General features: G+C 64.2%; 23 protein-coding genes and 3 pseudogenes. 8 read left to right on the top strand and 18 right to left on the bottom strand.

The genetic code is table 11. From position 1 onward, the window contains the following. Positions 1 to 65: 65 nt before the first annotated feature. The 4 genes and pseudogenes from FOM02_RS20995 to FOM02_RS20980 all read right to left on the bottom strand — a co-directional run bounded on the left by FOM02_RS20995 (position 66) and on the right by FOM02_RS20980 (position 2,591). Positions 66 to 425 (bottom strand): hypothetical protein, encoded by a 360-nt coding sequence (locus FOM02_RS20995; protein ID WP_027560337.1) that lies wholly within the window; start codon positions 423 to 425, stop codon positions 66 to 68. A gap of 159 nt (positions 426 to 584) precedes the next feature. Beyond that, a complete protein-coding gene (locus FOM02_RS20990) occupies positions 585 to 1,082 on the bottom strand; it encodes a hypothetical protein (protein ID WP_027560336.1) in 498 nt (165 codons plus the stop codon). A 12-nt stretch (positions 1,083 to 1,094) separates the two neighbouring features. Beyond that, a complete protein-coding gene (gene flgJ / locus FOM02_RS20985; RefSeq protein WP_027560335.1) occupies positions 1,095 to 1,466 on the bottom strand; it encodes a flagellar assembly peptidoglycan hydrolase FlgJ in 372 nt (123 codons plus the stop codon). Beyond that, positions 1,466 to 2,591 (bottom strand): annotated as a pseudogene (locus FOM02_RS20980) (flagellar basal body P-ring protein FlgI). Before FOM02_RS20980 ends, flgJ begins: the two are co-directional and overlap by 1 nt. Before the next feature lie 284 nt (positions 2,592 to 2,875). Here FOM02_RS20980 and FOM02_RS20975 point away from each other — a divergent pair. Further along, positions 2,876 to 3,289, top strand: coding sequence for a flagellar assembly protein FliX (locus FOM02_RS20975; RefSeq protein ID WP_027560333.1), 414 nt, complete (start codon positions 2,876 to 2,878; stop codon positions 3,287 to 3,289). Between the two features lie 184 nt (positions 3,290 to 3,473). On the opposite strand, the gene FOM02_RS20970 is transcribed toward FOM02_RS20975, so the two are convergent. Further along, positions 3,474 to 3,845, bottom strand: a complete 372-nt coding sequence (locus FOM02_RS20970; RefSeq protein WP_092213791.1) for a winged helix-turn-helix transcriptional regulator — start codon at positions 3,843 to 3,845, stop codon at positions 3,474 to 3,476. A gap of 146 nt (positions 3,846 to 3,991) precedes the next feature. On the opposite strand from FOM02_RS20970, the gene FOM02_RS20965 reads away from it, so the two are divergent. Together FOM02_RS20965 and dksA are read left to right on the top strand one after the other, a co-directional pair. Beyond that, positions 3,992 to 4,603 carry an NAD(P)-dependent oxidoreductase gene (locus FOM02_RS20965; protein ID WP_027560331.1) on the top strand — a complete coding sequence of 204 codons (612 nt, stop codon included), beginning with the start codon at positions 3,992 to 3,994 and terminating at the stop codon, positions 4,601 to 4,603. Between the two features lie 216 nt (positions 4,604 to 4,819). Then, complete coding sequence (gene dksA, locus FOM02_RS20960; protein ID WP_008554760.1) at positions 4,820 to 5,185, top strand: RNA polymerase-binding protein DksA; 366 nt, start codon at positions 4,820 to 4,822, stop codon at positions 5,183 to 5,185. A 284-nt stretch (positions 5,186 to 5,469) separates the two neighbouring features. On the opposite strand, the gene FOM02_RS20955 is transcribed toward dksA, so the two are convergent. Next, positions 5,470 to 5,868, bottom strand: a complete 399-nt coding sequence (locus FOM02_RS20955) for a winged helix-turn-helix transcriptional regulator (RefSeq protein WP_027560330.1) — start codon at positions 5,866 to 5,868, stop codon at positions 5,470 to 5,472. Between the two features lie 98 nt (positions 5,869 to 5,966). Between FOM02_RS20955 and FOM02_RS20950 the strand changes: the two genes are divergently transcribed. Together FOM02_RS20950 and FOM02_RS20945 are read left to right on the top strand one after the other, a co-directional pair. After that, the gene (locus FOM02_RS20950; protein ID WP_027560329.1) at positions 5,967 to 6,995 is read left to right on the top strand and encodes an SDR family oxidoreductase; all 1,029 of its coding nucleotides are present in this window, start codon (positions 5,967 to 5,969) and stop codon (positions 6,993 to 6,995) included. An 85-nt stretch (positions 6,996 to 7,080) separates the two neighbouring features. Then, positions 7,081 to 7,860 carry a 2-keto-4-pentenoate hydratase gene (locus FOM02_RS20945; RefSeq protein ID WP_027560328.1) on the top strand — a complete coding sequence of 260 codons (780 nt, stop codon included), beginning with the start codon at positions 7,081 to 7,083 and terminating at the stop codon, positions 7,858 to 7,860. 262 nt (positions 7,861 to 8,122) lie between these two features. On the opposite strand, the gene flgH is transcribed toward FOM02_RS20945, so the two are convergent. The 5 genes from flgH to FOM02_RS20920 form a co-directional block, all read right to left on the bottom strand. Further along, positions 8,123 to 8,884: a flagellar basal body L-ring protein FlgH gene (flgH, locus tag FOM02_RS20940; RefSeq protein ID WP_027560327.1), complete on the bottom strand. Its 762-nt coding sequence runs from the start codon at positions 8,882 to 8,884 to the stop codon at positions 8,123 to 8,125. Between the two features lie 3 nt (positions 8,885 to 8,887). Beyond that, positions 8,888 to 10,027: a flagellar basal body P-ring formation chaperone FlgA gene (flgA, locus tag FOM02_RS20935; RefSeq protein WP_027560326.1), complete on the bottom strand. Its 1,140-nt coding sequence runs from the start codon at positions 10,025 to 10,027 to the stop codon at positions 8,888 to 8,890. 10 nt (positions 10,028 to 10,037) lie between these two features. Beyond that, complete coding sequence (flgG, locus tag FOM02_RS20930; protein WP_027560325.1) at positions 10,038 to 10,826, bottom strand: flagellar basal-body rod protein FlgG; 789 nt, start codon at positions 10,824 to 10,826, stop codon at positions 10,038 to 10,040. A 16-nt stretch (positions 10,827 to 10,842) separates the two neighbouring features. Then, positions 10,843 to 11,604: a flagellar basal-body rod protein FlgF gene (gene flgF, locus FOM02_RS20925; RefSeq protein ID WP_027560324.1), complete on the bottom strand. Its 762-nt coding sequence runs from the start codon at positions 11,602 to 11,604 to the stop codon at positions 10,843 to 10,845. Between the two features lie 612 nt (positions 11,605 to 12,216). Continuing rightward, positions 12,217 to 13,239 carry an NADP-dependent oxidoreductase gene (locus FOM02_RS20920; RefSeq protein WP_027557458.1) on the bottom strand — a complete coding sequence of 341 codons (1,023 nt, stop codon included), beginning with the start codon at positions 13,237 to 13,239 and terminating at the stop codon, positions 12,217 to 12,219. 491 nt (positions 13,240 to 13,730) lie between these two features. Here FOM02_RS20920 and FOM02_RS20915 point away from each other — a divergent pair, with 491 nt between their 5' ends. After that, a complete protein-coding gene (locus tag FOM02_RS20915; RefSeq protein WP_027557457.1) occupies positions 13,731 to 14,249 on the top strand; it encodes a hypothetical protein in 519 nt (172 codons plus the stop codon). A gap of 16 nt (positions 14,250 to 14,265) precedes the next feature. Here the strand turns inward: FOM02_RS20915 and guaB are convergent. Further along, positions 14,266 to 15,757 (bottom strand): annotated as a pseudogene (gene guaB / locus FOM02_RS20910) (IMP dehydrogenase). Positions 15,758 to 16,200: 443 nt separating this feature from the next. Here guaB and FOM02_RS20905 point away from each other — a divergent pair. Then, positions 16,201 to 17,691, top strand: coding sequence for an MFS transporter (locus tag FOM02_RS20905; protein WP_027557455.1), 1,491 nt, complete (start codon positions 16,201 to 16,203; stop codon positions 17,689 to 17,691). An 84-nt stretch (positions 17,692 to 17,775) separates the two neighbouring features. Here FOM02_RS20905 and FOM02_RS20900 read toward each other — a convergent pair whose 3' ends face one another. Next, entirely contained in the window at positions 17,776 to 19,749 is a 1,974-nt protein-coding gene (locus FOM02_RS20900; RefSeq protein ID WP_027557454.1) for a hypothetical protein, read from the bottom strand. A gap of 314 nt (positions 19,750 to 20,063) precedes the next feature. Between FOM02_RS20900 and FOM02_RS20895 the strand changes: the two genes are divergently transcribed. Beyond that, complete coding sequence (locus FOM02_RS20895) at positions 20,064 to 20,990, top strand: class I SAM-dependent methyltransferase (RefSeq protein ID WP_159073913.1); 927 nt, start codon at positions 20,064 to 20,066, stop codon at positions 20,988 to 20,990. A gap of 81 nt (positions 20,991 to 21,071) precedes the next feature. On the opposite strand, the gene FOM02_RS20890 is transcribed toward FOM02_RS20895, so the two are convergent. The 5 genes and pseudogenes from FOM02_RS20890 to FOM02_RS20870 form a co-directional block, all read right to left on the bottom strand. After that, positions 21,072 to 22,178, bottom strand: coding sequence for a hypothetical protein (locus FOM02_RS20890; protein WP_265442110.1), 1,107 nt, complete (start codon positions 22,176 to 22,178; stop codon positions 21,072 to 21,074). Between the two features lie 105 nt (positions 22,179 to 22,283). Then, the gene (locus tag FOM02_RS20885) at positions 22,284 to 23,072 is read right to left on the bottom strand and encodes a hypothetical protein (protein ID WP_265442109.1); all 789 of its coding nucleotides are present in this window, start codon (positions 23,070 to 23,072) and stop codon (positions 22,284 to 22,286) included. Beyond that, positions 23,018 to 24,796, bottom strand: a complete 1,779-nt coding sequence (locus FOM02_RS20880; protein ID WP_265442108.1) for an FG-GAP repeat domain-containing protein — start codon at positions 24,794 to 24,796, stop codon at positions 23,018 to 23,020. The genes FOM02_RS20885 and FOM02_RS20880 overlap by 55 nt, the downstream gene beginning before the upstream one ends. Positions 24,797 to 24,982: 186 nt before the next feature. Beyond that, entirely contained in the window at positions 24,983 to 25,669 is a 687-nt protein-coding gene (locus tag FOM02_RS20875; protein ID WP_027557452.1) for an RlmE family RNA methyltransferase, read from the bottom strand. Position 25,670: 1 nt separating this feature from the next. Beyond that, positions 25,671 to 26,743 (bottom strand): annotated as a pseudogene (locus FOM02_RS20870) (Ppx/GppA phosphatase family protein). Between the last annotated feature and the right edge of the window lie 130 nt (positions 26,744 to 26,873).

Here is a 26,873-nt window from a genome sequence, read left to right as displayed (position 1 = left end):
CGGTGCTCCCCGCGACCGGCTCAACCTATCTCGGCACCGCGCTTGCTATGCGCGACACCTGATCGTCAGGCGCTGAGGTCCGTATTGAGCGGACGCGAGGGCTGGGCCTTCAGATCCTCCGCATGGAAGTAAGCCCGCCGGCGCAGCATCGCCTCGTCGGGAAACTGGTTGACCACTGCGTCGGTCTTCTCGTTGACCACCTGAAAAACGAACGAGGCGGCCGCCTGGTCGAACACGACCTGGCGCGAGATGTTCTGATTGTTCTGGAGATCATTGCGCACGGCCGCGCTTGTATCGCTCGCGGCGACCGTCTGGCTCACCGGCAAATCAGTTTGCACGGCCTCGTTCGCCGCCGAATTCGACGTCGTCACGATCTGCGCGGGGGCCGGTATCCCCACCGGCCGGATGCTGAAATCTGTACTCATGGCAGCCTCCTGGTTGCCTTACGCGAGTCAAATCCCAACCCCTCTCAATGCGCAACCATGGAACACCAGGATTGAAGACCGGGTAAGGAAACGTGCCTAACCGCGCGACGAGATCGCCGCGCGGTTTTTCGTAAAATTGTAGCTTGTTGTTGCGCGCGCTCAGAGCGAGCGGCTGACCGCGAGCGGCGTGATGTGGCGCGGGCCGGGAGCGGCGCGGCGTCCTGCGGCCGTATAGGTGTTCGGGACGTTGCGCTTCTGGATCTCGGCGTTGACGCCCCGCACGACGCTCTCGGAGACCGCATGTGCGGTGGCAAGCACCGTGAGATTGACCTGGAGCATGGCGCGGAACGCGTCGTGATGACGATGCAGCGTCGAGAGCAGCTCGGGTGCGGATTTCGCCAGCTGGGCCTGGTTGGCCTTTAATTCACTGACGGCGACGACATAGTTCTTCGACAGCTCCTGCTTCCTGCTCTCGAGCGTCATGGCCTCGCGGACCTTGCCGGCACGGACGAGCTCGGTCTCGCGTTCGATCAGGCCGAGCAGGGCGTTCATCGCATCCATCAGGTTCTCGGCGAGCTTGCGCGCTTCAATGCTGCCGGGCGCGGTGTTCGGGCGCTGCGCTGGCATCGGCTGACGTGCGGCGGTGAATTGGTTCATCTCGTTTTGACCTTATGCCGTGCGGATGGTTTTCGCCTGCTGCATGATCAGGGTGCGGTAGACCTCGGTGGCAACGCCGACGCCGCCGGCCTTGGCGAAGTTCTTGGAATATTGCTCGGTCAGCATCGAGCGCCACACGCCGGTGCCCGGCGTGTCGCCGAATGGGCCTTCGCCCTTCAGGCCCGAGGTCATCTGCGAGAACATGCTGTTGAGGAACATCGCCTCGAAATCGGTGGCGGTCTTCTGCGCCTTGGCCTGCTGCTGCGGCGAGACCTTCTGCAGCGCGGCGGCGAGCTCGAAATCGGGGCGGCCGTTGCGGCTCTCGACGGAGAAGGCCGGGGAGTAGGTGGTGAGGTGCGGGGTGTTGATCGTGCTCGTCTGCATCACATCACCTCGATGTCGGCTTCGATCGCGCCGGCGGCCTTGATCGCCTGGAGGATGCTGATGAGATCGCGCGGGCCGATGCCGAGGCCGTTGAGGCCGTCGACGAGCTGCTGGAGCGAGACGCCGTCCTTGACGAGAGCCAGCTTCCTGCCGTCCTCGGTGACGGAGACGCTGCTACGCGGCGCGACCACGGTGCGGCCGCGTGACAGCGGGTTGGGCTGGCTGACCTGCGGGGCTCTCCGAGATCGTGACCGTGAGATTGCCCTGCGCCACCGCGACGGTGGCGACGCGGACGTCGCGGCCCATCACGATGATGCCGCTGCGTTCGTCGATGATGATCTTGGCGGCCAGATCAGGGTCGACCTGGAGCTGCTCGATCTCGGTGAGGAAGGCGACGACGTTGCCCTTGAACTCCGGCGGGATCGAAAGCTGCACCGTCGAGGGATCGATCGGCTCAGCGGTCTTGACGCCGAGATAGTCGTTGATCGCCGCTGCGATCCGTTTGGCGGTGGTGAAGTCGGCGTTGCGCAGCGCCAGGCGCACGTTCGGCAGCCGGTTGAGCGCGAACTCGATCTCGCGCTCGATGATGGCGCCGTTGGCGATGCGGCCCACGGTCGGCACGCCGCGCACGATTTTTGCAGCTTCGCCTTCGGCCTGGAAGCCGGAGATCGCGAGCGAGCCCTGCGCCACCGCATAGACGTTGCCGTCGGCACCGAGCAGGGGGGTGACGAGGAGGGTGCCGCCCTGAAGGTTCTTGGCATCGCCGAGCGCGGAGACGGTGACGTCCATGCGCGTGCCTTGCGTGGCGAAGGCCGGCAGATTGCCCGTGACCATCACCGCGGCGACGTTGCCGGTGCGGATGGTGGCGCCGCGGATGTTGACGCCCATGCGCTCGAGCATCGCTTGCAGCGATTGCTTGGTGAAGGGGATGTTGTTGAGCGTGTCGCCGGTGCCGTTGAGGCCGACGACGAGGCCGTAGCCGATGAGCTGGTTCTGCCGCACGCCTTCGATGTTGGCGAGGTCCTTGATGCGCGAGGTCGCAGCCGCCGAACTGACCGACAGCGCCAGCGCCGACAGCGCGGCGCAGGCCACCCCAACAATCCTCACCCAACGAACGCCTGGCATTCTCTGCTCCCCAAGGCCCCTCAAAAAGCCTCCTCAAATCGAAGGACCTTCTGCGACACTCCCATGACGAGCTGGTCCGACGCTTTCCTTGCGAGCGCTGTGCCAACCCGGCGCAGTGGAGCTAGATCGCTGAATAGGTTGAATAAATCTGTTTCGACCGGTGTCAGCGGCCGTTGTCTCTGAGGAGCGAAACTGCCGCATGTCGGCAGATTTTGCCGGGCTGTTTACGTCCCGTTAACCATAAAACAGCGAAGGTGAGGCATCGATCACCCGGATTGCTTCCGATGCGCATCTACGGACCGAACGGCACCACGCTTGGAGCGCCGGCCAGCCAGGCCAGGCGAACGGGCTCGGGCACCTTCGTGCTGCCCGACACCTCGTCGGCGCAGGAGACGCGGAGCGCCGCCGCACCGAAGGCTGCCGGTAATATCGACGCGCTGATCGCGCTGCAAGGCATCGAGGAGGATCCGGTCGAGCGCCGCAAGCGCTCGGTCGCCCGCGGCAAGACCGCGCTCGACGTGCTCGACGATCTCAAGATGGGGCTTCTCTCCGGCAATCTCGACGCCTCGACCGTGATGCGGCTGCGCGATGCGGCGGCGAATTTGAAATCGTCCTCGGGCGATGCCGGACTGGATGCCGTGCTTGCCGAGATCGAGCTGCGCGTCGAGGTCGAGCTGGCCAAGGCCGGGCAGGCCTGATCGTTATCCGTCACCCCCGCGCAACGGCGAAGCCGTTGTCGCCTGAGGTGGCCGCTTCTCCAGCGGCCCTCGAAGGGCGACGGCCCCGCTGAGAAGTCTCGGCCGTACATCCTTCGAGCTCCCGGCGCGACGCTTTGCATCGCGCCGCTCGCACCTCAGGATGACGGGTCTGCCACTCGTCCTGTTAAGCCGCTTCATCCTTCAGCTGCGCGTCGTAGCGGCGCTGGGCGGCGAGGACGTCTTTCAGATTTTGCTCGGCCCAGTCGCGCAGGGGATCGACTGCGGCGGCGAGGGTTATGCCGAGCTGCGTGATCGAATACTCCACCGTCACAGGCACGGTCGCGATGGCGCGGCGCTTGATCAGGCCGTCGCGTTCGAGCGATTTGAGAACCTGGCTCAGCATCTTCTGCGAAATGCCTTCAATCGTCCGGCGCAACTGATTGAAGCGCATCGGCTCCTCGCGCAGCAGCAACAGGATCAGCACTGCCCATTTGTCGCCGACGCGATCGAGGATCTGGCGCGTGGGGCAGTTCGCTGCATAGACGTCGGGTTTCATCATTGGGGTCCTCAGATCCATTTCCGTTCCGGCGGTTACGCGGGTTACTCCGGCGTAATCAGGTAAGCACAAAGTGCTCTCTTAACACCAGCATTCTTTGCGATATTTAGTCACCGCTAGTTACTATAGAAGCAAAGGAGCCCTCCATGAAAATCGCAGTCGCCGGCGCCTCGGGCCGGGCAGGGTCGGAGATCACCAAGGAACTGTCCCGACGCGGCCACGCGGTCACGGCCATCGCCCGCAGTCCCGAGAAGATCGCGGCTCTGCCGAATGTCACGCCGACCAAGGGCGACGTGCTCGACCAGGCCGGCCTCGCCATGCTGTGGGCGGGGCACGACGTTGCGGTGAGTTCCGTGCACTTCCTCGCCAGCGACCCGCTCAAGCTGATCGGTGCGGCGAAGCAGTCCGGCGTAAGCCGCTACCTCGTCGTCGGTGGCGCGGGCAGCCTGGAGGTCGCTCCCGGCGTGAAGCTGGTCACAACCCCCGGTTTTCCCGCCCAGTACAAGGCCGAGGCCGAGAAGGGTTCCGACTTCCTCGACCTGCTGCGGCAGGAGAAAGACCTGAACTGGACCTTCATCTCGCCTTCGGCGCTGTTCGTCGAGGGGGAGCGCATTGGCAAGTTCCGGCTCGGGACCGATCAGCTTCTCGCAGATGCGAACGGGAAAAGCTGGATCAGCTTTGCCGACTACGCCATTGCACTGGCCGACGAGATCGAGCGCCCGGCCCATCTGAGGCAGCGCTTCACGGTCGGCTACTAGGCCTTCGGCCGCCCCCCAGGCTCTCCAGGATAAACCTTCCTGTGCAAGGGTTTGGGGGCGGCACCTGGGCGATCAGGACAATATTGTCTGTCACAGGACGTAGCTATATAAGGCCCCGCTCAACGGACCCCGTTCCGTTAGCGAGTCGTTGCTTAGACAGATGGGCCGCCCTTGGAAAAGTTGAAAAACTACCGACCAACCGAAAAAGAGCCTTTCATGAACGACCGGCAGAAGGAGTACTTCCGTTTGAAGCTCCTCGCCTGGAAGGATGAGATCCTCAAAGAGTCCAAGCTCACCCTGCAAGCGTTGCAGGAGGAGAACGTCAACCACCCCGATCTTGCCGATCGGGCATCGTCCGAAACCGACCGCGCCATCGAACTCCGCGCCCGCGACCGCCAGCGCAAGTTGATCGCCAAGATCGACGCCGCGCTCCAGCGTATCGAGGACAACACCTACGGCTATTGCGAGGACACCGGCGAGCCGATCTCTTTGAAGCGGCTCGAAGCCCGACCCATCGCGACGCTCTCGGTGGAAGCGCAGGAGCGCCACGAGAAACGCGAGAAGGTCTATCGCGACGAATAGAGCCCGAGCCGCAGAGTTGCGGCTCTTTGTTTTTGGGACGCAAGGCGCCGTTTCGCGCCGGGACCAGCTTTTTGCCTGTCGCCTGCGGCCGCGCACGTCAATGTGTGAGCGCAATCGCGAAAAGTGAATCGCGATCAATGGGCTAGAGTCACTTCCTCCGAGCTCACGTGAGTTCGGATGAGAAACAGCCTTCACTTCAGGTGGGGGAAGATTTTGCGAGTCGCGTCAACAAGATCGACTCCAAGCTTGCGGCGCTGAACGAGCTGCATCACGCATCGCTGCAATCAGGCCTGTCGCGACGCCGCAAGGCGCGCATCGCCATAGAGCCTGGACCAGCTCAACATTTCCTTAAACGCCGGCAACAGGCCGTAAGCCGCATCCGTCAGCTCGTACTCGACCCTTAAGGGTTTTTCCGCGAACACGGTTCGCGTTACGAGGCCATCCTGCTCGAGCTCGCGCAGTTGCGTCGTCAGCATGTGCTGGGTGATGCCGCCGATCGATCGTCGCAACGCACCGAAACGAACCGCGCCGTTCATCAGCGCGAACAGGATCTCCAGCTTCCACTTGCCGCCGAGGGCATGGATGGCCCGCTTGAAGTCGGCGAGCAGGGTAGGGTCCGGGCTGCAATCGCAGTCGCCATCACAAACGCTGGTCAGATTTTCCATACCGGTCTCGAAATCCATTCTACTTGTTCCCCCAGGACATAGTGACCAGATGCGGCCTTGAGCAGGGCCATGGCGGAACCAAATTCGCCGGCCTATGCAGCGAGGGAAGTTTGGCAATGAGCACTGTTCTGGTCACTGGCGGCTCGGGCTTTGTCGGAGTCCACGTCGTCCTGCAACTGATGGCCGCCGGCCACAAGGTGCGGACCACGGTGCGTCGGCCGGACCGGCGGGACGGCGTGCTGGCCATGCTCCGCGAGGGCGGGGCGGCTGCACCGGAGAGCCTGTCGTTCTTCACCGCCGACCTCACCGCGGACGACGGTTGGCGCGAGGCAGCCGCCGGCTGCGATTACGTGCTTCATGTCGCCTCGCCCCTGTCGACCAGTGTTCCCAAGGACGAGAACGAGATGATCATCCCGGCCCGTGACGGCACGCTGCGGGTGCTGCGCGCCGCGCGCGAGGCCGGCGTCAGGCGGGTCGTCATCACCTCGTCGCTGGGGGCGATCGGTTATGGCCATCTGCCGCGCGAAAAACCGTTCGACGAGACCGACTGGACCAATCTCGAGGGCACCGACGTGCAGCCCTACATCAAGTCCAAGACGCTGGCCGAGCGGGCGGCCTGGGATTTCATCGCGCGTGAGGGCGGCGGGCTGGAGCTGTCGGTGGTCAATCCCGCCGGCATTTTCGGCCCCGTGCTGGGGCCGGATTTCTCCGGCTCGATCGAGATCGTCAAATCACTGCTCGACGGCGCCATGCCGGCCGTGCCGCGGGTCTATTTCGGCGTGGTGGACGTGCGCGACGTCGCCGAGCTGCACCTGCGGGCGATGACGGCGCCTGAAGCGAAGGGCGAGCGTTTCATCGCGGTCTCCGGCGAGACGATGTCGATCCTCGATATAGGCAAGGTGCTGCGGCGGGAACTCGGACCCCGGGCGCGGCGGGTTCCGCGGTTTCAGGCCCCGGATTGGCTGGTGCGGCTGGCCGCGACCCGGGTCCCGCTGCTGCGCGCCGTGGTGCCGATGCTCGGACGTGTCAGGCATTCCACCAGCGCCAAGGCGAGGTCGGTGCTCGGCTGGCAGCCGCGCTCCAATGGCGAGGCGATCCTCGCCACCGCCGAAAGCCTGATCCGGCTTGGCCTGGTCAGGAGTTGAGGCCGGCCGCCCGGGCGCGCTTGTCAGGCCCGGGCGGGGATGCTGAAGTGCCGTCCTCGATTGGGTAGCGTGGGAGACGGCGCCGATGGACAAGATTCTCGCAGGCGCAAAGGCGATCGCGCTGGCGCGCCGCAACCATGCGCCGCTGGCGGCGCTGGAGCGTCCTCCCGCCGATGAGGCCGAAGGCTACCGGGTCCAGCGGGCGCTGCACGATCTGCTGCTGCCGCATGTCGGGCCGCTGGTCGGCTACAAGATCGGCTGCACCAGCCAGGTGATGCAGGACTATATCGGCATCCCGCACCCCTGCGGTGGCGGCGTGTTCGAGAAGGGAGTGCATGACAGCGGCGCGAAGCTTGCCGCCAAGGACTATGTCCGTGTCGGCGTCGAATGCGAGATCGCGGTGCGGCTGCAGCGCGACCTCGCCGCCGGCGAGGCGCCGTTCACGGCCGAATGGGTCGGCGAGGCGGTCGAGGCCTATCAACCCGCGATCGAGATCGTCGACGACCGCTATGTGAAATGGGAGACGATGGGCGCGCCGACACTGATCGCCGACGATTTCTTCGCCGCCGGCTGCGTGCTGGGCGAGGCGGTGCCGCGCTCGTCGGTGCCGGACCTGAAAGCGGTCAAGGGCCGCGCCATCGTCAACGGCGAGGAGGTCAGCCACGGCACCGGCGCCGACGTGCTCGGCCATCCCCACAACGCGCTCGCCTGGCTCGCCAATCATCTCGCCGCCGAAGGCAAGGGCCTGCACGCGGGGCAGCTCGTGCTGACCGGCAGTCTTGTGAAGACACTGTGGCTGAAAGCCGGCGACAAGGTGCGGATGGAGCTGGATGGGCTGGGCGTGGTCGAGGTGGAGTTTACGTGAGCTCTCCGCGTCGTCATTGCGAGGAGCGAAGCGACGAAGCAATCCAGAGTCTTTCCGCGGAGGGATACTAGATTGCTTCGCTGCGCTCGCAATGACGGGGTGTGAGGCGGCGACGTCGCTACAATTGCGCTGACGTCACGCGCTGCAAAGCATAGATCGCCAAAACACATGCGGCCCTCGCCAGGGGAGCTAGCGAGGGCCGCGTAGTACACCGTCGTTCGCGCCTAGGTTCGCGAACACGATGTGGGAGCTCGGGAGAGACTTAGAAGGGCAGCAGCACGTCCATGACTTGCTGGCCGTAGCGCGGCTGCTGCACGTCCATGATCTGGCCGCGGCCGCCATAGGCGATGCGGGCCTGCGCGATCTTGGTGGAATCGATGGTGTTGTCGCTCTGGATGTCTTCGGGGCGGACGATGCCGGCGACCACGAGCTCGCGGATCTCGTAATTGACGCGGATCTCCTGCTTGCCCTCGACCACGAGATTGCCGTTCGGCAGCACCTGGGTCACGACGGCGGCGACGTTGGTCTGCAACGCTTCCGTGCGGTTGACCGAGCCCTTGCCGTCGCTGGAGGCTGACGAGTCGGCGGTGAGGATACGGCCTGGCAGGATCTTGTTCGCCTGCGTGATGGTCTTGGACCCGATGAAATCGGTAATGCCGGAATCTTCCGAGTTGGTGCGGCTGCGCTGGGTCTCGTTGGCGATGTTGGCCTTGTCGGTGATGTTCACGGTCACCGTGAGCAGGTCGCCGATCTGGTGTGCGCGCTGGTCCTTGAAGAAGGCGCGGCTGCCGTTGCGCCACAGCGAGTTCGGATTGTAGGAGGCGACTTCCGGCTTCGGCATCGGCATCTGCACCGGCTTGTAGCCGGGCTGCGTCGTCGGATTGTCGATCGCCGACAATTTCGGTTGCTCGCCGATCTGCGACAGCCGGTCGATCGAGGAGCAGCCGCCCAGCGCGCTGGCTGCCAACAGCAGGGCCGAGATCGCGATGCGACGAAGACGGGAAGCCGAACTGAACGAGGACATGACTTACTCTGACTTGGCTGGAGCTTGCGAGACGCGAGTTTGCGGGATCTGGGCTTGCGCGACCTGAGCCTGTGATGCGGGAGCCTGGACCAGGTTCCGGACGAGAGCTGCTGTGTCGACGGGGGCGGGCGCTTCGTCGCGCTTCAGCGAGGAGGTCTGCTCGACCGCAGGTGCCATCGGCGCGGATTGGCTCGCGCCCTGGACCGTCACCTGGCCGCGGCCAGTGACGACACCGGTCAGGGTGCGCTTGGTCTGGAGGTTGAGGACGCTCACGGTGTCGCCCTCGGCGCCGCTCTCGATCGCCTTGCCGCGGGTGGTGAGGTAGATGCCGGGCACCTGATAGATGACGGTGACGCTCTGGTCGCGCTGCACGAAGTCGGGCTTGACGATGTCGGCGACGTGGATCGGGGTGCCCGCGCGCATCGGCCGGCGCAGCTGCATGCCGATGGTGCGCTCGCGCGAGGCGGGCTCGCCGGTGACTTCCGCCTTGGGCCGCCGCTCCAGCGAGATGTCGGAGGATTTGAGGAGGTCCGCGCGGTCGATGTCGCGCGTCAGCACGGCCACTTCCACCGTCTCGATCGCGGTGCCGGTGAAGCGCAGCTTGGTCGGCGTCGGATTGCTGTCGTTGCTGACCTCGAAGGCGATGTCGAAACGGCCGCTGCGGGCGTCGTAGCGGGTCGCCACCGGCTGGAGCGCGCCGGTGTTGGAGGCATCCAGCCGCATGTCGGAGACGCCGCGGTCGAAGGTCACGGCGATGTTGGCGGCATCCCCAAGGCCGAAGCGGCGTTCGAGCGCGGAGGCGACCGCGATCTCGAGATCCTTGTTCGCGAGCGTGCGGGCGAGGCGGGTGACCTGGACCTCCTTGATATCGCCGGTCATCACGCCGATCACCTGCTTGGCGCGGAGCACGCTCAGCACCTGGGCGACCGGCAGCGCGCCGGTGGTGCCGAGATCGGGCGAGCGGTAGACCGGGATCAGGGCGGCCGAGCCGGCATTGTCGATGAGGTCGCCGACCCGCACCACGTCCGACGTCACGGTGACGCTGGCGCGCAGCATCGGCGCGGCGATGACGTCGTCGGCGGCCTGCGCCGGCAGGGCCAGCATCAAGAGAGCGGAGATCGTGGCGATTGTGGTGCGGATCATCGTCATCACCTCAGCGGAACAGCGCCGTGGTCGATTGCATCATCTGGTCGGCGGCGCTGATGACCTTGGCGTTCATCTCGTAGGCGCGCTGCGCGGCGATCAGGTCGCTCATCTCCGAGACGACGTCGACATTGGCCTGCTCCAGGCTGCCTTGCGTGATCTTGCCGTAGCCCTCGGAGTTCGCGGTGCCGTCCTGCGGCGGACCGGAGGAGGGCGTCTCGGTGAACTGATTGCTGCCGACCGGCTGAAGGCCGGCCTTGTTGATGAAGCGGGTGAGGCCGATCTGGCCGAGCACGGTCGAGGTCGACGAGCCCGGCAGCGTCACCGAGACCTGGCCCTGCTCGTTGACGGCGAGGCCCGAGGCATTGTTCGGGATTGTGATCGTCGGCTGCACCGGGTTGCCCTGTGCGGTGACGACTCGGCCCTGATTGTCCATCTGGAAGGTGCCGTCGCGGGTGTACTGGTAGGTGCCGTCGGGCATCAGGATCTTGAAGAAGCCTTCGCCCGAGACCGCGAGGTCGAGATCGTTGCCGGTCTGTGACAGCGTTCCTTGCGTCATGCTGCGCGGCGTGCCGACGGTCTTGACGCCGCCGCCGATGTCGACGCCGACAGGCACGATGGTGCCCTGATCGGAGGCCTGCGCGCCGACGCGACGGACGTGCTCGTAGATCAGGTCCTGGAACGCCGCGGTCTGCTTCTTGAAGCCGGTGGTGCGCAAGTTGGCGATGTTGTTGGAGATCACCTGAACGTTGAGTTCCTGTGCCGCCATTCCGGTCGCTGCGGTGTGAAGCGCCTGCATGTCAGTTCTCTCCTAATCAGGCCGGAACGTCGGCGAGCTTCTCGATCGCCGATTTGTGGAGGTCGCTCTGCTGCTGGAGCAGGTTGGCGATGGCGGTGTAGCTGCGCATGACCTCGACCATGCGGCTCATCTCGCCGACCGCATTCACGTTCGACTTCTCGATGTAGCCTTGCTGCGCCGTGGACTTGGTGTCGGCCTGCTGGGTCGCCGATCCCGCGCTGTAGAGGTTGGCGCCGAGCTTGCTCAGCTTGGCCGGATCGTCGAACGACACCATGCGGATCTTGCCGCGGATCGAGTCGGTCTTGGCGGTGCCCTCGAGCACGGTGATGGTGCCGTCGGGCGCGATGTTGATGTCGTGGTCGGTCGGCTGGAACGTGATCGGTCCGCCGGTGCCGAGCACGAGGTTGCCGTCGGAGGTGACGAGCTGGCCGGTGCTGCTGAGCGTGAACTTGCCGTCGCGGGTATAGCGCTCGGCGCCGTTGGCCTGCACCGCGAAGAACGCGTTGCCGGAGATCGCCACGTCGAGCGGGTTCTTGGTCTCCTCCATCGGCCCTTGGCCGACGTCGCGGAAGGTGCCGCGGTCCTGCACATAGGAGACGCGCCGGTCGGAGCCGACGAAATTGTCCTCGCGCGCGTTCGAGTTGAGGTACTCCTCGAACAGCGAATGGTCGGCCTTGAAGCCGTTGGTGTTGGCATTGGCGACGTTGTTGGCGATGACATCCATCTGCCGTTCCAACGTCATCTGCCGTGACAGGCCGATCAGAAGCGCGTTCTGCATCGGAAATCTCCCCTGAGTGGGCCTGCCACCTCGCTCTCCCAAGCGCCTTGGCGGACCCGTGAACGAGACTGTCAGGTTCTCCCAAACCTTCCGGTCCCGGCCCTCTCTCAGCGAAAGCCGTGCCAACTCATAAAAATTAGATATTACAATGATTTATCGATTTTTCAGCCGCGCCGGCAGGCGGCAGAAAGGTTCTGTTAGCCATGTTTGCCCGGCAGATTTTTCCTAGCAGAGGCCCAATCGAAAGGTTCCGTTAACCATTATTACCGTAGCGTTTGCGTGTAAGAGGAGCGCATTGCGCTGGGGCATTTGTATCGCGTCACTGTCTGCCAGGAGGCTTCGCTCTTTCGATTCCTTTGAGAGATGAGCCGGGATCACGTCGTCGTGGCGGCCCATCACGAACATGGCCACCCAATAGCCGGCAGCCAATAGGATTACGCAGAAAACACTGATCTCTAACATCGCTACACCTAAAATATGCGCGATGATTCAATGCCTTCGCCCTGGCGTCAATGAACCGACGGTCACACCTGCGGCTTTTGCGGGCAGGTGTGGCCGATTGGTGACTCTTTGTTAACCATTGATGTCCGGCATATGACGCCGGTGCAACAACTACAGCTTGTCGGGTCCGACCCGCACCAGCTGCTTGCCGAAATTGGCGCCCTTCAGGAGGCCAATGAAGGCGCCGGGGGCGCTCTCCAGGCCCTCGGTGACGAACTCCTTGTACTTGACCTTGCCGTCGCGAACCCACCCCGACATGTCGCGCAGGAAGTCGCCATGGCGGGAGGCGAAATCGGAGACGATGAAGCCGCGGAAGGTCAGCCGCTTGGTCAGCGTCGCGCGCATCATCGATGCCGCCCATTTCGGCGGCTTGGCCTCGGTGTCGTTGTAATGCGCGATCAGGCCGCAGACCGGCACGCGCGCGAACGGATTGAGCAGCGGGAACACCGCTTCGAACACCGCGCCGCCGACATTCTCGAAATAGACGTCGATGCCCTTCGGGCAGGCGAACTTCAGCTTGGCCGGAAAATCGGTCTCGCGATGATCGAGGCACTCGTCGAAGCCGAGCTCCTTCACCACGTAATCGCACTTGTCCTTGCCGCCGGCAATGCCGACCGCGCGTGCGCCCTTGATCTTGGCGATCTGCCCCACGGCCGAGCCGACCGCGCCCGAGGCGCCAGCAACGACGACGGTCTCGCCTTCTTGCGGCTTGCCGATGTCGAGCAGGCCGGTGTAGGCGGTCATGCCGGGCATGCCGAGCACGCCAATGGAGGTCGAGATCGGACCGAGCCTGGGATCGACCTTGATCAGGCCCTTGCCATTCGAGATCGCGTTCGTCTGCCAGCCGGTGCGTGCGCGGACGATGTCGCCCTTGGCGAAGTCCGGGTTGTTGGAGGCGACGACTTCGCTCACCGCCTCGCCTTCCATCACGCCGCCGACCGGCACCGGCGCGGCGTAGGACGGCCCCTCGCTCATGCGCCCGCGCATATAGGGATCGAGCGAGAGCCAGATCGTGCGCAGCAGGACTTCGCCGGCACCGGGCGTCGGCACTGCGAATTCCTCCAGACGAAAATCAGACGGTTTTGGTTCGCCAACGGGACGCGCGGCGAGAACGATGCGCTTGGCTTGGGACATGATGTTTCCTCCGGATTGTACTTCGGCGTGAACGGAAGCGGACGGAGTGAGGCGCGTCAATACAAAAGCGGTGGAGCCACACACACACACGCTGTCGTCGCCCGACTTGATCGGGCGACCCAGTATTCCAGCGGCAGTTGTGGTTGAGCCGAAAAGCCGCGGCGTACTAGATGCCCCGGTCAAGCCGGGGCATGACACCGTCGTTGAGGCAACCGCGCCGAAACTCACGCGCTCGCACACAGCTCTCGTGTCCCGGACGCGCGCCGGCACGCAGTGACGCTGCGCAGAGCCGGGACTCAGAAGCGAAACGACGGATGCAGAGACACGGGCCCCGGCTCTGCAGCGCATCACCAAAGAGGTGCTGCGCTGCGTCCGGGGCACGAGAGCGAAGGCGGCTGGCGCCACCGTTCCCTAGAATTTTAAGCAGCGAATTAAGATCGTGATCAGCCCACCAGCCTAGGCTGTACCAGGGAGATCGCCTCGCCTTTGCCGTGCACAGCCGCCTCGGCAACGAGATCAACAGGCTAAAAGAAATTGGACAGGAAATGACATCGCTGAGGCAGCAGATCGGGCAGACGGGTCTCGCAGCCCCGAAGAGCACGGCGTGGCAAATCGCGTTGGTCATAGCCGGCTTGCCGATCATCTTCTTCGTGATCGGCCCCACGCTCCTTGCGTGGCTGTCAGGCAGGTCCACGGACCTTTTTACAACGGCGGGCGGTCTTGCAGCTCTGGTGCTCATCCTCCTGCCGACATGGATCGCGCTCTTTCTCAATCAGCGCCATGTCCTGCTGATCTGTTTGTCAAATCTCGTCTGCGTCTTGATCGGCGTCCTCGGCGCAGCCGACATGCCCGTTTTCAGCTGGATCGGTCTCGGCAGCGAAGCGTGGTGGTCAGTCCTGGGGTGGCAATTCGCACTCATCTGGTCGTTCATCAACAGCAACAGACCAGCCGCGGCGGAGCGCGATCCGTCCGCCCCGCCGGTCCCATCACTGACAACGATCAGCCCATGACCTTGGGTCGGCGTAACTAGCCGCCACCCGGATAGTTCGGCGCCTCGCGCGTGATGGTGACGTCGTGGACGTGGCTCTCGCGCAGGCCGGCACCGGTGATGCGGACGAACTGCGCCTTGTCGTGCAGCTCCTTCATGTCCTTGGCGCCGACATAGCCCATGGCGGCGCGGAGGCCACCGGCGAGCTGGTGCATGACGTTACCGACCGGCCCCTTGTAGGGCACCTGGCCCTCGATGCCCTCAGGCACGAGCTTGAGCGAATCCTTGATGTCCTGCTGGAAGTAGCGGTCGGCAGAGCCGCGCGCCATCGCGCCGACCGAGCCCATGCCGCGATAGGCCTTGTAGGAACGGCCCTGCCACAGGAACACTTCGCCCGGCGTCTCGTCGGTTCCGGCGAGCAGCGAGCCGACCATGGCGATGTCGGCACCGGCAGCGAGCGCCTTGGCGAGATCGCCGGAGAACTTGATGCCGCCGTCGGCGATGACGGGAATGTCGGCCTTCTTGGCCGCTTCCACCGCGTCCATGATCGCGGTGAGCTGCGGAACGCCGACGCCGGCGACGATACGCGTGGTGCAGATCGAGCCCGGACCGATGCCGACCTTGATGCAGTCCGCGCCGGAATCGATCAGCGCCTGCGCGCCGTCGGTGGTGGCGACGTTGCCGGCAACGACTTGCACCGAATTGGACAGGCGCTTGATGCGGTTCACCGCATGCAGCACGTGACGGGAATGGCCATGCGCGGTGTCGACCACGACGAGATCGACGCCGGCATCGATCAGCCGCTCGGTGCGCTCGAAGCCGGTGTCGCCGACGGTGGTGGCGGCGGCGACGCGCAGGCGCCCTTGCGCGTCCTTGCAGGCGAGCGGATGGGCGACCGCCTTCTCCATGTCCTTGACGGTGATCAGGCCGACGCAGCGATATTGCTCGTCGACCACCAGCAGCTTCTCGATGCGGTGCTTGTGCAGCATCCGCCGCGCTTCATCCTGGCTGACATTCTCGCGCACCGTGACGAGGTTCTCGTGCGTCATCAGCTCGGAGACTTTTTGCCGGCGGTCGGTGGCAAAGCGCACGTCGCGATTGGTGAGGATGCCGACCAGCTTGCCCGGCGTGGACTTGCCGGCGCCGGTGACGACGGGAATGCCGGAGATGCCGTGGTCGCTCATCAGCTTGAGCGCATCGTCGAGCGTGGCCTCGGGGCTGATGGTGAGCGGGTTCACCACCATGCCCGACTCGTAGCGCTTGACCTGCCGCACCTGGGCGGCCTGCCCTTCGGGATCGAAATTGCGGTGGATGACGCCGAGCGCCGGCCTGCGCCATGGCGATCGCCATGCGGGCTTCGGTGACGGTGTCCATGGCGGAGGCCATGATCGGGATGTTGAGCGGAATGGCGCGGGTGACGCGGGAGCGGATGTCGACCTCGCCCGGCATGACGTCGGACAGGCCCGGCTTCAACAGCACGTCGTCGAACGTAAAGGCTTCGCGGATGCCTTGAAGTTGCACCGTGGCCATCTGCCAACTCCTTCCTGCGGCCGTGCCGCAAATGCTTATGGATGAGCGCCACCCTCGGCGTACCTTGCGGCATCGCCGGAGAATCGGAGCCCATCGGTGGGGTTGACGCCGGTCGATAGCACGGCCGCGTGACGAATCAAAGCAATTCGGACCGGCGGCCAGCCATGCACAGGCTTTTTGAGTAAATTCGGCGTGGATAGGCTCGCCGGCGGGGCCCACCCACCGTTCTTCCGGCGCGCGACCTAGTCGCGAGCCCGGAATCCATCCCGCAGCGGTCCCTGCGGTCCGATGGATTCCGGGCTCGCGCCACGTGGCGCGCCCCGGAACGACGAAGGAGCGAGCACAGCATTTAGGTGCTATGCGTTGATCCGCAATGGTCGCCGCCGGGCGGCAGTGTTAAGCCGCAGTCCACCCTCTCTTCTGATTTTCATTACCAATCTGTCATGGTCGACAAGCAACGCGTCATCCCGCTGATCGTGGCCACTGCTCTCTTCATGGAGAACATGGACTCGACCGTCATCGCGACCTCGCTGCCGGCGATCGCGGCCGATATCGGCACCAGCCCCCTGACGCTCAAGCTCGCCATCACGTCCTACCTCTTGTCGCTGGCGGTGTTCATCCCGGCGAGCGGCTGGACCGCCGACCGGTTCGGCGCGCGCATGGTGTTCGCGATCGCGGTCGGCGTGTTCATGGTCGGCTCGATCGGCTGCGCGCTCTCGACCTCGGTCACCGATTTCGTGTTCGCGCGCATCCTCCAGGGCATGGGCGGGGCGATGATGACGCCGGTCGGGCGCCTCGTGCTGCTGCGCTCGGTCGACAAGAGCGCGCTCGTCAACGCCATGGCCTGGGTGACGATCCCTGCCCTCATCGGCCCCGTGATCGGGCCGCCGCTCGGCGGCTTCATCACCACTTATGCCTCGTGGCACTGGATCTTCCTGATCAACATCCCGATCGGGCTGCTCGGCATCTTCATGGCGCTGAAGTTCATCGATCCCATCAAGAGCGAGACGCAGGAGCCGTTCGATCTCTACGGCATGGTGCTTGCCGGCATCGGCCTTGCCGGCATCGCGTTCGGCCTCTCCGTCGCCGGGCTCAACCTGCTGCCCTGGAGCACGGTGGCGGCGCTGATCGTCGGCGGCGCGATCTCGATGACCCTCTACGTCATCCACGCCCGGCGGACGGGATCCCCGGTGCTCGACTTCTCGCTGCTGAAGCTGCCGACGCTGCGGGCGGCCATTTTCGGCGGCTTCATGTTCCGGCTCGGCATCGGCGCGCTGCCCTTCCTGCTCCCGCTCTTGATGCAGATCGGTTTTGGCCTGTCGCCGTTCCATTCCGGCCTCGTCACTTTCGCCTCCTCGTTGGGGGCGATGGGCATGAAGACGCTGGCGGGCCGCATCATCCGCGCCTTCGGCTTCCGCAACCTGATGACGGCGAACGCGATCATCAGCGCGTTCTTCCTCGGCGTCTGCGCGCTGTTCACCGTAACGACGCCGCTCCTGATCATCATGGTGATCCTGGTGGTCGGCGGCTTCTTCCGCTCGCTGGAGTTCACCGCGATCAACACGGTCGCCTATGCCGACGTCGAGACCGCGCAGATGAGCCGGGCCACCACGCTCGTCAGCGTCAACCAGCAGCTCGCGGTCTCCGCCGGCGTCGCCGTCGGCGCCGCCAGCGTGGAGACGACGATGTGGCTCAGCCATGTCAGCGAGATCAACGCCACCGTGTTCGCGCCCGCCTTCGTCGTGGTGGCGCTGACCTCGGCGGCCTCGAGCTGGTTCTTCTGGCAGATGCCGGCCGATGCCGGCCACGAGATCTCCGGCCGCAAGGCCACCGAGATCGCGAGCCGCAAGGGTGCGGGCAAGGGCGCGGCCAAGGCTGCCGTCAAGGCCGCGACCGAGGATACCCAGGACGTGCGCGACCAGCGGCTGGGGTGAGCAACGCGCCAACGAGAAGAGCGATGGCCCAAGGGCCATCGCTCTCTTGATCGTCCACGACCCTCTCGGGTCGCTCGAAGCGCGTCAGTTCAGCGTGATGCGATAGAGCGCGACGCCCAATCCCAACGGCTTCGCTGGCGAGCCTGCGGTCGAGCTGTGGAGCTGAAGCTCGCCGTTGACCGCGGTCGCGGTATAGTCCTCGATCAGCTGCAGGCTCGGATCCGGTGCGCCGCTGGTATTGCCGGAGTGAGCGTTGGCGTAGTCGATGAAGTTCTTGAGGTTGCTCGTGGTCGCATCGACCTGGTAGCGCTGGACCCTCACCGGCCCGCTGTAGCCAACCGTCTTGAAGATGTTCGAGACGGAAATGGAGAAGTTCTCCGCCGTGCCGGTTCGGGTGTTGGCGTCGTTGTTGAAGACCAGATACGGGTCGAAATTGTAGACCATGACATTGGTCGAGCTCTGGTCGCTGGTGACGAACGCATTGAGGTGCGACCCCGAGGTCGGCGTCACCGTGACCTGATTGCGCAGCCCCGTCATCAGATTGTACATCTTGAACACGTTGGTGTGCGGCTTCGGCAGGAAGGTGTAGGAAGTTCCGCTGCCATAAGTGTGCAGCAGGCTGGCCGTGCCGAGGGCCGAAGGAGCGGCCGGCCCGCCATAGACGAGCCGATCCTCGACCGTGAGGAAGGATCCCATCGTCACGCCCTGGGCCAGCGCCTCCGGCAGGAACGCGGCAACCCATGCTGCTCCCTTGTGCGACCAGTTGACGTCGCCGTTCGAGCAGCTCGACGGTCCCCATTCCGACAGGAAGAGCGGCACGTTCTGCATGTTATAGGCATTCAGCTTGGCCCTGTAGGCATTGGTCATCTGCTCGAACAGGGCGAACGGCTGCGTGACGTCATCGCAGGCGTGCTCGACCGTGTTGGTGCGGAGGGTTTCGACCGAGCCGTAGTAATGGAACGAGAAGTGATTGAGCGGCATGTTGAACTTCGCGCCGTACGGCAGAGCGGACGGATTGAAAACCTGCTCGATGAACTGCTCTTCCAGCGAGGGGCCCGTTCCCTGCGGTCTCACAATCAGATTCCAGCCGGCCATTGCAGGGCCCGCGATCTCGATGGTCTTGCCGTTATAGGCACTGTTCTGGCCAAGCTCGGCGTTCACCGCGGTGATCGCATCGGCGAAGATCTTCTGCACGGGCAGAAGATTGCGGCCCAGACGGCGCGCGTCGCCATTGTTGGGAAATCCCAATTGCGGATTGTCCTCGTCGGTGATCGCGTAGGCCTGTGACGTCGAGCTGAAGCTGTACGTTGCCGGGTTCATCCACCACAGCCAGCGTTTCCAGGGGCCAAGATCCGGAGGAGCACACGTCGAGCCGTTGCACACCGGGTAGTCAGCCGCGATGTCGATCTCGTTGCTGACCTCGAAGACTGCCGTTTGCGCGACGCCCGTGAACGCCCTGGTCGCGATGTAGCGGACGAGTGCCTTGGCGTAATCCTTGTAATGATCAATGATTTTCGGGCTGTTGGCGTTGTTCGGATCGATGCGCCGGTCGCCCCACGTCTCCGGCTCGCCGTACTGAATAAAGCTTATCGGCATGTGCGAGGCGACCGCCATGTGGGGTGAAAGATTGGCCTTGAGCAGCCAGTCGAGCTGCCACGCCAGCGGGAAGCAGTCGCCCGCGCTAAAGGTGGGAGGGGTGGCGGCGTCGTTGCCGCCGAAATTTCCCTGGGCGTCGATGTCGCAATATTCATCGGTCAGCAGCAGGCGGGCCCGCTTCGTGCCGATGCCCGCGAGCAGCGGCAGCATCTGATCGATGAGCGTATCGGGGTAACCGCTCACGGACCCCGGCGCGTTGCCGCTCTGGAAGATGTTCTTGAGGGTCGGCAGCACGTTGCCGCCGCCTTGCGGAAGCGTCGAAGCCGCGTCGATCGAGATGGTCGCGTCCGCCGCGGCGATCTGAATCTGACCCAGACTCAGCGCTGTCGCGGCAAGAGCCGCGAGAACAAGACGACGATGCTGCCGGCCCGCTGGACGGCCCGGATTGTTCAGGATGTGCATGCTATTCCCCAGAAACAGGATTGCCCGCTTAGATTGCGGCAAACAGCATCATCACCCTCGATCGCTACAGGATTATGATAACATAACATATGTAATGATATTCGCGGGTAAGGCTTGCGAGATGCGCATCGTCGCAGTCAGCGAAGCGCACTCCGACCGGCAAAGACGCTGCAGAAACGGGACGGATTTCCGAAAATTCCAGGCCAAACAACAATACTGGCTGCGCCAAATATCATATCGAACGCAAGCTGCATCAAACTGTCGTATTTCGCGTGATAGACGGTGCCCGTCGGGACGAATTGGGGATGTTGCGCGTGAACAGGCTGTCCAGGGACATCATCAAATCGACCTTCCTGAGGGTGCACCGGGTGGCGCTGAGCGGCGGCCTTGTCGTGCTGCCGAACCATTACTACACGCCGATCGCCGACGTACGCGAGCTGGAGCGGACGAAGGACAAATGGGCGAAGCGGTCTCCGATGACCGGAATCGACTCCGACATCGCGCGGCAGGCCTCGCGCCTGCGGGAGATCGTCAAGCCGTTCGAGCCCGAATACCGCGGCAACAGCACCTACCAGGAAGGCGCGGCCAGGGGCTTCGGGCCGGGCTTCGGCTATGTCGAGGCGCAAGCGCTGCACGGCGTGCTGCGCTGGCTCAAGCCCAAGCGCGTGATCGAGGTCGGGTCAGGCGTGTCGACACATTGCGCGACGAAGGCGCTGGCGATGAACGCGGCGGAGGGGCATCCCGGCAAACATACCTGCATCGAACCGTATCCGAGCGATTATCTGAAGAGCTCGCCCGAGATCGAGCTGGTGGCCAGCAAGGTAGAGGAGCTCGACCCCGCCACGTTCGATCAGCTCGGGGACGGCGATTTCCTGTTCATCGATACATCGCATGTGGTCCGGCCGGTGGGCGACGTTGCTCATCTCTATCTCGAGGTGATTCCGCGCATCAAGCCGGGTTGCGTGATCCATATTCACGACATCTATTTCCCCTACTCGTTTCAGCGCGATCTCCTGAACGCGCTGTTCCAGGGCGCCGAGACAACCGTGCTCCAGGCGCTGCTGACCAACAACGACCGGCTGGAGATCCTATTCTGCCTCAGCATGCTGCACTACGACGCGCAGGACGTGCTGAAGGAGGTCTTCCCGGAATATGTACCGATCCCCGACGTCAACGGCTTGAACGTGCCCAATACGACGGGACATTTTCCGTCGTCGATCTATCTGCGCGTGCGCGGGTAACCGGTGCCGCGCCGGCGCCGGCCATGGCCGGCGTGCTGGCGCGTTGTAGACGCGCCCCGACGATCGGGCTCGCGCAGGCTGTCAGGCATGCGCGGCCAGTTGGGACTGATTGGCCGCATCCTGAGCCGCGGTGATGAGCGTGCCGCCGTGGCCGTCGGACGTCAGCACGAAGCTCGTGGCAGCGTATTGACCCAGCAACGTCAACGACGCGATATGCGGGCCATCGGAGACGGTGAGATGGCCGCCGCTGTTGCTGGCATTCGCTGAATAGCCAAGCGTCGTGCCCCCGCTGCTGAAGGCGATGTCGGAAAGGTCGATGCGGTCGCCGCCGCCAAATCCCGTGATCGATCCGGCGAACCCATCGGAATTGTCGAGCTGAAGCGTCGCGCCGCCCGGCGCGAAGGCGAGCTTGGCGGTGGAAGCGGAGGGGATATCGAGCGTCGTGCCTGCTGCGATCGTGGTCACCGGCTGATTGGCGGCGTAGACTTGCACCTTCTCGCCATTCACATCACTCCACGCGATCGCGAACCCGCCATCCTGCGACGCGACAAGCTGGGGATGAACCTGATCCTGGGTCGCCTGCACGTTGATCGCGACTTCGCTGCCGACAGGAGACTGCTGATACGCGTCGAACAGCTGCGCCTTGACGACGGTTCCACCGGTGCTGCTGGCGCCCTGCCACATGATGGCGAAATTGCCGTCAGCCAGCGCGGTTACCTTCGGCTGGGATTCAACAAACGCGTCGATGGGAACGATCATCGCATCGATACGAATCTGATATCCGATCTTGGTTCCGCCGGCATCGAATTGCTGTGCCATGATCACGTCCGTGACCGCCGCACCGTTGTAGCGCTCCTCTTCCCACGTGACGACGAATCCGCCCGTAGATAATACGGCCACGTTCGGGTTGCTCGTGAACGCGTACCCGATCGTCGAATTGACCGCGATTTCCGCGCCGATCTTGTTGCCCTGTGCATCGAATATCTGGGCCACGAAACCCGGTCGTTTGACCTCCTCAGGGGGTGTTCCGACAGGATTGATCTGAAGAGTGAGCTGATTCCAGACGGCAACGAAGCTACCATCTGCAAACCGGGCCAGGGCCGGCGAACTCCCGCCACTCTTGTCCAGGACGGCATCGACCTGGTTGCCGATCATCGTCCCGTTCGTATCGAACGTCTGCGACCTCAAGATCGCATCTCCGTTCAGCGTATCACGATGAACCCACGTTACGACGAGACTGCCGTCGGCCAGAGCTGCCACGGAAGGCGTTGGGAGCTGAACTTGAAGGCCCGGTTAGCCGAGATTGAATCCCAGTTGGCCTGATTCAGTTTCGACGTGAAATGGCGCTCCCGCCGGAAAGCCGTTCGGAGCGAAAAGCTGGATTTCGACGCCGGCGTATGGAACGCCCAAGCCAGGGTAAGAAGCCGCCCACGCCACCGCGAATCCTCCATTCGCCAATGCCGTAACGGAAGGATGCGCTCCCGGAGCGGCGAGCAACGGGAATGGCATTTGCGCGACGGTTTCCGCGCCAACCTTCGTACCGTCTGGGGCAAGGATCTGGGCATGAACCGTCGATCCATCCAGCCAGGCGATCGCGAAATTGCCGCCGGTCAATTCGGCCACGGCCGCGCCGTTGACGCTCGCGGCTTGAAGTTCTGGTCCGGCGGTCAGTACGGCCGGAGCAACCGGCCCAACCTGAATCCCGGAGAACAAGACCGCGAAGATGCCGGAGAAGTCAGGCCCTCTGCCCATTCCATCGACAATGACGGAGCCGTTCTGGTCACCACGCACGAAGGACAGGCCGCTCACCGGCAGATCGGTGGCACCGACCGTGTAGCTGAACACCATTTTGGTGGGATCGCCGAGCGCCGCGGTTGCGGCCGCGTCATAGACCACGATGCCGCCGTCGTTGAGCGTGAACGTCAGTCCGTCGCCGGTGACCGTCACGGCGCGGCTCATGGTCACCGTGAAGACCACGGTGTCGCCCACGTGCTCCACGCCATTTGAAGGCGAGGCGACAACGGAAGTCACCGTCGTCGGCGGCGTCTCGACCTGGATCCCGGCGAACGAGGCCGTGAACATGCCCGAAAAATCGGGGCCCCTGCCCATTCCATCGACGATGACAGTGCCGTTCTGGTCGCCACGCACGAACGAAAGGCCATAGACCGGCAGATCGGCCGCGCCGACCGTGTAGTTGAACACCATCTTGCGGGATCGCCGAGCGCCGCGGTTGCAGCCGCGTCATAGACCGCGACCCCGCCATCGTTGAGCGTAAATGTCAGTGTTTGGCCTGTGACCGTCACGGCGCGACTCATGGTCACCGTGAATGTCATGGTGTCGCCCACATGTTCTACGCCGTCTGTCGGCGAGGCCACGACGGAGGTCACCGTCGTCGGTGGCGTCGCGACCTGGATGCCCGCGAACGAGGCCGCGAACACGCCGGACAAGTCAGGGCCAACTCCAGCCGCATCGACGATCTGCGAGCCGTTCTGGTCGCCGCGCACGAAGGACAAACCGTTCACCGGCAGATCGGATGCGCCAACCGTGTAGCTGAACACCAGCTTGGCCGGATCGCCGAGCGCCGCCGTCGCGGCTGCGTCATAGATTGCGACGCCGCTATCATTGAGCGTCAATGTCGGCGTGCCACCTGTGATGATCACCGCGCGGTTCATCGTGATCGTGAAGGCTATGGTGTCGCCGGGATGTACCAAACCGTACGCCTGCGACGCGGTGACGGAAACGACTCTGGTCGGTCCGGTGTTGATCAATACCGATAGCGAGTTGGTAGCGGAGTTGGGCACCACCAGGTCAGGCCGACCATCGCCGTTCAAGTCGGCCGCCACAACAGGCTGGTTACCCTGCCCGACCGCATAAGTCCCTCCCGGGCCGAAGGTGCCATCGCCATTGCCCAGTTGGACGGAAACGTAGCTCTGGCCATAAACTGAGGACGCAGCGTCCGGCCGGCCGTCACCATTCAAGTCCAGCAGCACTTGAGAGTCGGGGAAATTGATCGGCGCCGGGTGTATGCCGCCCGGCCCGTCAACGAGGTGTGTCGCTACAGTGAAGGTGCCGTCGCCATTGCCGAGGAACAGCATGTTGCCGCCGCCGACATCAGGGCGGCCGTCTCCATTCACATCGCCTATCGTAACGTAGGGATTGACATATGGTGTTGTGTAGTCGTGCTGCGCCTGGAACGTACCATCTCCGTTGCCGAGCACGATCGATACCGTATAGCTCCACTGCCCAGCCGCGAGGTCGGGCCGACCGTCTCCATTCAGATCTCCAACCGCCAGCGAAAGCACTCCGGCATCGCCCTGGTACTGGTTTAAGATTGTTCGCGGCGCTCCAAAGCTGCCATCGCCGTTATTCAGCATGAGCGTGACGCCGTAGAACTGGTTCAATTCCACCACATCGGACCGGCCGTCTCCGTTCAAGTCGGCCAGCACAATGGAAGTCGATGCTCCTGGCGACGCGTAACTTATCGGCGACCGAAATGTGCCATCGCCATTGCCGATCAGGACAACCGTCCCACCATTTAGTCCGCCTTCCACGATATCGAGCCGGCCGTCGCCGTTGACATCGCCGATGGCGACGGCGTTCGGAGCATTTCCGGCCGCGTAGGCCGTCTGAGCCTGGAACGTACCGTCACCATTGCCGAGCAACACCGAAACGGTGTTTGACCCTCTGTTCGCGCTCACGAGGTCCGGCCGGCCGTCACCGTTCACGTCGCCGATCGCAACGGATTGGGGCGACGTCCCGGTCGCGTAGCTCGTCTGTGTGCCGAAGGTGGGCGGCGATGTAGCCATCACAAGGTCTCCCCGGATTGATCGGACTCACCGAGTATCCATTCCACTTGTGGTTGCTTACGCTTTGGCCTTACCACCGGATCACGGCGGCGGGATCATCGCGTTGCATCGCTACAGAATTATGATATTATTAACATAACATGAGGTGAGACGGGCGGCACTGACGCTCGCAAAGCGTCTCGGCCGCTACTCTCCGCCCGCCCCACGAAATCCCGTCGCGAGCACGTAGCGCTCCGAGGAATCCTGCCGGCTCGCCGCCGGCTTCACGTGACGCACCGTCGCAAAGTCGCGCTTGAGCTGGGCGAGCAGATCGGCGTCGGCGCCGCTCTGGAAGGTTTTTGCCAGGAACGTGCCACCGGGCTTGAGCACGTCGCAGGCGAAGGCAGCCGCCGTCTCGACGAGGCCGACGATGCGGAGCTGGTCGGTCTTGCGATGGCCGGTGGTGTTGGCGGCCATGTCGGACATCACGATATCGGCGCCGCCGCCAAGCATCGCGGTGAGCTTGTCGGGTGCGTCATTGTCCATGAAATCGAGCTGGGCGAAGTCGACGCCGACGATCTCCGGCATCTCCAGCAGGTCGATGGCGACCACCTTGCCCTTGCCCTCCGCGGAGCCGACGCGCTTGGCGGCGATCTGGCTCCAGCCGCCGGGCGCGGCGCCGAGATCGACCACGGCCATGCCTGATTTCAGCAGGCGGAACTTGTCGTCGATCTCGAGCAGCTTGAACGCGGCGCGCGAGCGATAGCCTGCCGCCTTGGCCTTCGCGACATAGGGATCGTTGAGCTGCCGCTCCAGCCACAGCTTGGACGACAATTTGCGCTTGCCGCCGGTCTTGACCTGGACGTGCAAGCGGCCGGTGGTGTCTTTCGCCATCTCACCAGCTCCGAATCGCGCCGTCCTCGCGCATCATCTCGACCAGCATGCCCTCGCGCAGGCCCCGGTCGGCGACGCGCAGGCGCGGCAGCGGGAAAGCGCGCCTGATCGCATCGAGGATGCGCAGCCGGCCAGCACGAGATCGGCGCGCTCGACGCTGATGCAGCTGTTGTTGGCGCGCTCCTCGTAGCTCATGCCGAGCAGCTTGTTGATGGTCGCGGTGATGTCGGCATCGTTCATCCAGATACTGTCGATGCGGCGGCGATCGTAGCGCGGCAGGTTGAGATGAATGCCGGCGAGCGTCGTCACCGTGCCCGAGGTGCCGAGCAGATGCATATCCGTGAGGTCGCGGCCGTGCTGCTCCGCGAACGGCGCGACGTGCTGCGCGACCTCGTGCTCCATCGCGGCGTAGATCTCCGGCGTCACGTCGCGGCCGCCGAATTGTTCGGCCAGCGTGACCACGCCGTACGGGATCGACATCCAGGCTTTGATGCGCGGTTCCGGATTTTGCGGATCGCGCTCGATCCGCACCAGCTCAGTCGAGCCGCCGCCGATATCGAACAGGATCGCGCCCCTGCCCCTGGGATCGACCAGCGGCGAGCAGCCGAGCACGGCGAGCGCCGCCTCGGTCTCGCGGTCGATCACCTCGAGCTCAATGCCGGTCTCGGCCGCGACGCGGCTGCGGAACCCTTCCGCGTTCGAGGCGGCGCGACAGGCTTCGGTCGCGATCAGCCGCAGCCGCCGCGCCTTGCGCAGATTGATCTTGTCGCGGCAGATGCTGAGCGCGGCAATGGCACGCTCGATCGCGGCCTCGCTGATGCACCCGGTCGCCGAGACCCCCTCGCCGAGCCGGATGATGCGCGAGAAGGAATCGACCACGCGAAAGCCGTCCTGGGTCGGACAGGCGATCAGCAGCCTGCAATTGTTGGTGCCGAGGTCCAGCGCCGCGTAGACGCCGGTTCCGGCGGCCTGCGCGGGGACGGCAGGCTCGGTGGCCAACGCCACCGCCGCCATCGACCCCTCCAGCTCACCGTGCGGCACAAGGCCGTCGCGGAGCCGCGTGTGGTCATTCATACAAACTGTCTTTCCACGACCACATGGGCCGATCCGGAATTGCTTTTTCGCCTGAAACATTAGCAGCGCGGCCGGCCTGCGCAACATCGCATCACATAGGACCATGCCCATTCGTGCGTTGTCGTGAACG

It is taken from the genome of Bradyrhizobium sp. SEMIA, assembly GCF_014844175.1.
Classification (GTDB): domain Bacteria; phylum Pseudomonadota; class Alphaproteobacteria; order Rhizobiales; family Xanthobacteraceae; genus Bradyrhizobium; species Bradyrhizobium arachidis.
This window is presented reverse-complemented; position numbering and strand designations above follow the sequence as displayed.

Bases quoted from the DNA above. Each gene is read 5' to 3' on its own strand.
- FOM02_RS20995 (WP_027560337.1), bottom strand. From the start codon at position 425: ATGAGTACAGATTTCAGCATCCGGCCGGTGGGGATACCGGCCCCCGCG.
- FOM02_RS20990 (WP_027560336.1), bottom strand. From the start codon at position 1,082: ATGAACCAATTCACCGCCGCACGTCAGCCGATGCCAGCGCAGCGCCCG.
- flgJ (WP_027560335.1), bottom strand. From the start codon at position 1,466: ATGCAGACGAGCACGATCAACACCCCGCACCTCACCACCTACTCCCCG.
- FOM02_RS20975 (WP_027560333.1), top strand. From the start codon at position 2,876: ATGCGCATCTACGGACCGAACGGCACCACGCTTGGAGCGCCGGCCAGC.
- FOM02_RS20970 (WP_092213791.1), bottom strand. From the start codon at position 3,845: ATGAAACCCGACGTCTATGCAGCGAACTGCCCCACGCGCCAGATCCTC.
- FOM02_RS20965 (WP_027560331.1), top strand. From the start codon at position 3,992: ATGAAAATCGCAGTCGCCGGCGCCTCGGGCCGGGCAGGGTCGGAGATC.
- dksA (WP_008554760.1), top strand. From the start codon at position 4,820: ATGAACGACCGGCAGAAGGAGTACTTCCGTTTGAAGCTCCTCGCCTGG.
- FOM02_RS20955 (WP_027560330.1), bottom strand. From the start codon at position 5,868: ATGGATTTCGAGACCGGTATGGAAAATCTGACCAGCGTTTGTGATGGC.
- FOM02_RS20950 (WP_027560329.1), top strand. From the start codon at position 5,967: ATGAGCACTGTTCTGGTCACTGGCGGCTCGGGCTTTGTCGGAGTCCAC.
- FOM02_RS20945 (WP_027560328.1), top strand. From the start codon at position 7,081: ATGGACAAGATTCTCGCAGGCGCAAAGGCGATCGCGCTGGCGCGCCGC.
- flgH (WP_027560327.1), bottom strand. From the start codon at position 8,884: ATGTCCTCGTTCAGTTCGGCTTCCCGTCTTCGTCGCATCGCGATCTCG.
- flgA (WP_027560326.1), bottom strand. From the start codon at position 10,027: ATGATCCGCACCACAATCGCCACGATCTCCGCTCTCTTGATGCTGGCC.
- flgG (WP_027560325.1), bottom strand. From the start codon at position 10,826: ATGCAGGCGCTTCACACCGCAGCGACCGGAATGGCGGCACAGGAACTC.
- flgF (WP_027560324.1), bottom strand. From the start codon at position 11,604: ATGCAGAACGCGCTTCTGATCGGCCTGTCACGGCAGATGACGTTGGAA.
- FOM02_RS20920 (WP_027557458.1), bottom strand. From the start codon at position 13,239: ATGTCCCAAGCCAAGCGCATCGTTCTCGCCGCGCGTCCCGTTGGCGAA.
- FOM02_RS20905 (WP_027557455.1), top strand. From the start codon at position 16,201: ATGGTCGACAAGCAACGCGTCATCCCGCTGATCGTGGCCACTGCTCTC.
- FOM02_RS20900 (WP_027557454.1), bottom strand. From the start codon at position 19,749: ATGCACATCCTGAACAATCCGGGCCGTCCAGCGGGCCGGCAGCATCGT.
- FOM02_RS20885 (WP_265442109.1), bottom strand. From the start codon at position 23,072: ATGTTCACGGCCTCGTTCGCCGGGATCCAGGTCGAGACGCCGCCGACG.
- FOM02_RS20880 (WP_265442108.1), bottom strand. From the start codon at position 24,796: ATGGCTACATCGCCGCCCACCTTCGGCACACAGACGAGCTACGCGACC.
- FOM02_RS20875 (WP_027557452.1), bottom strand. From the start codon at position 25,669: ATGGCGAAAGACACCACCGGCCGCTTGCACGTCCAGGTCAAGACCGGC.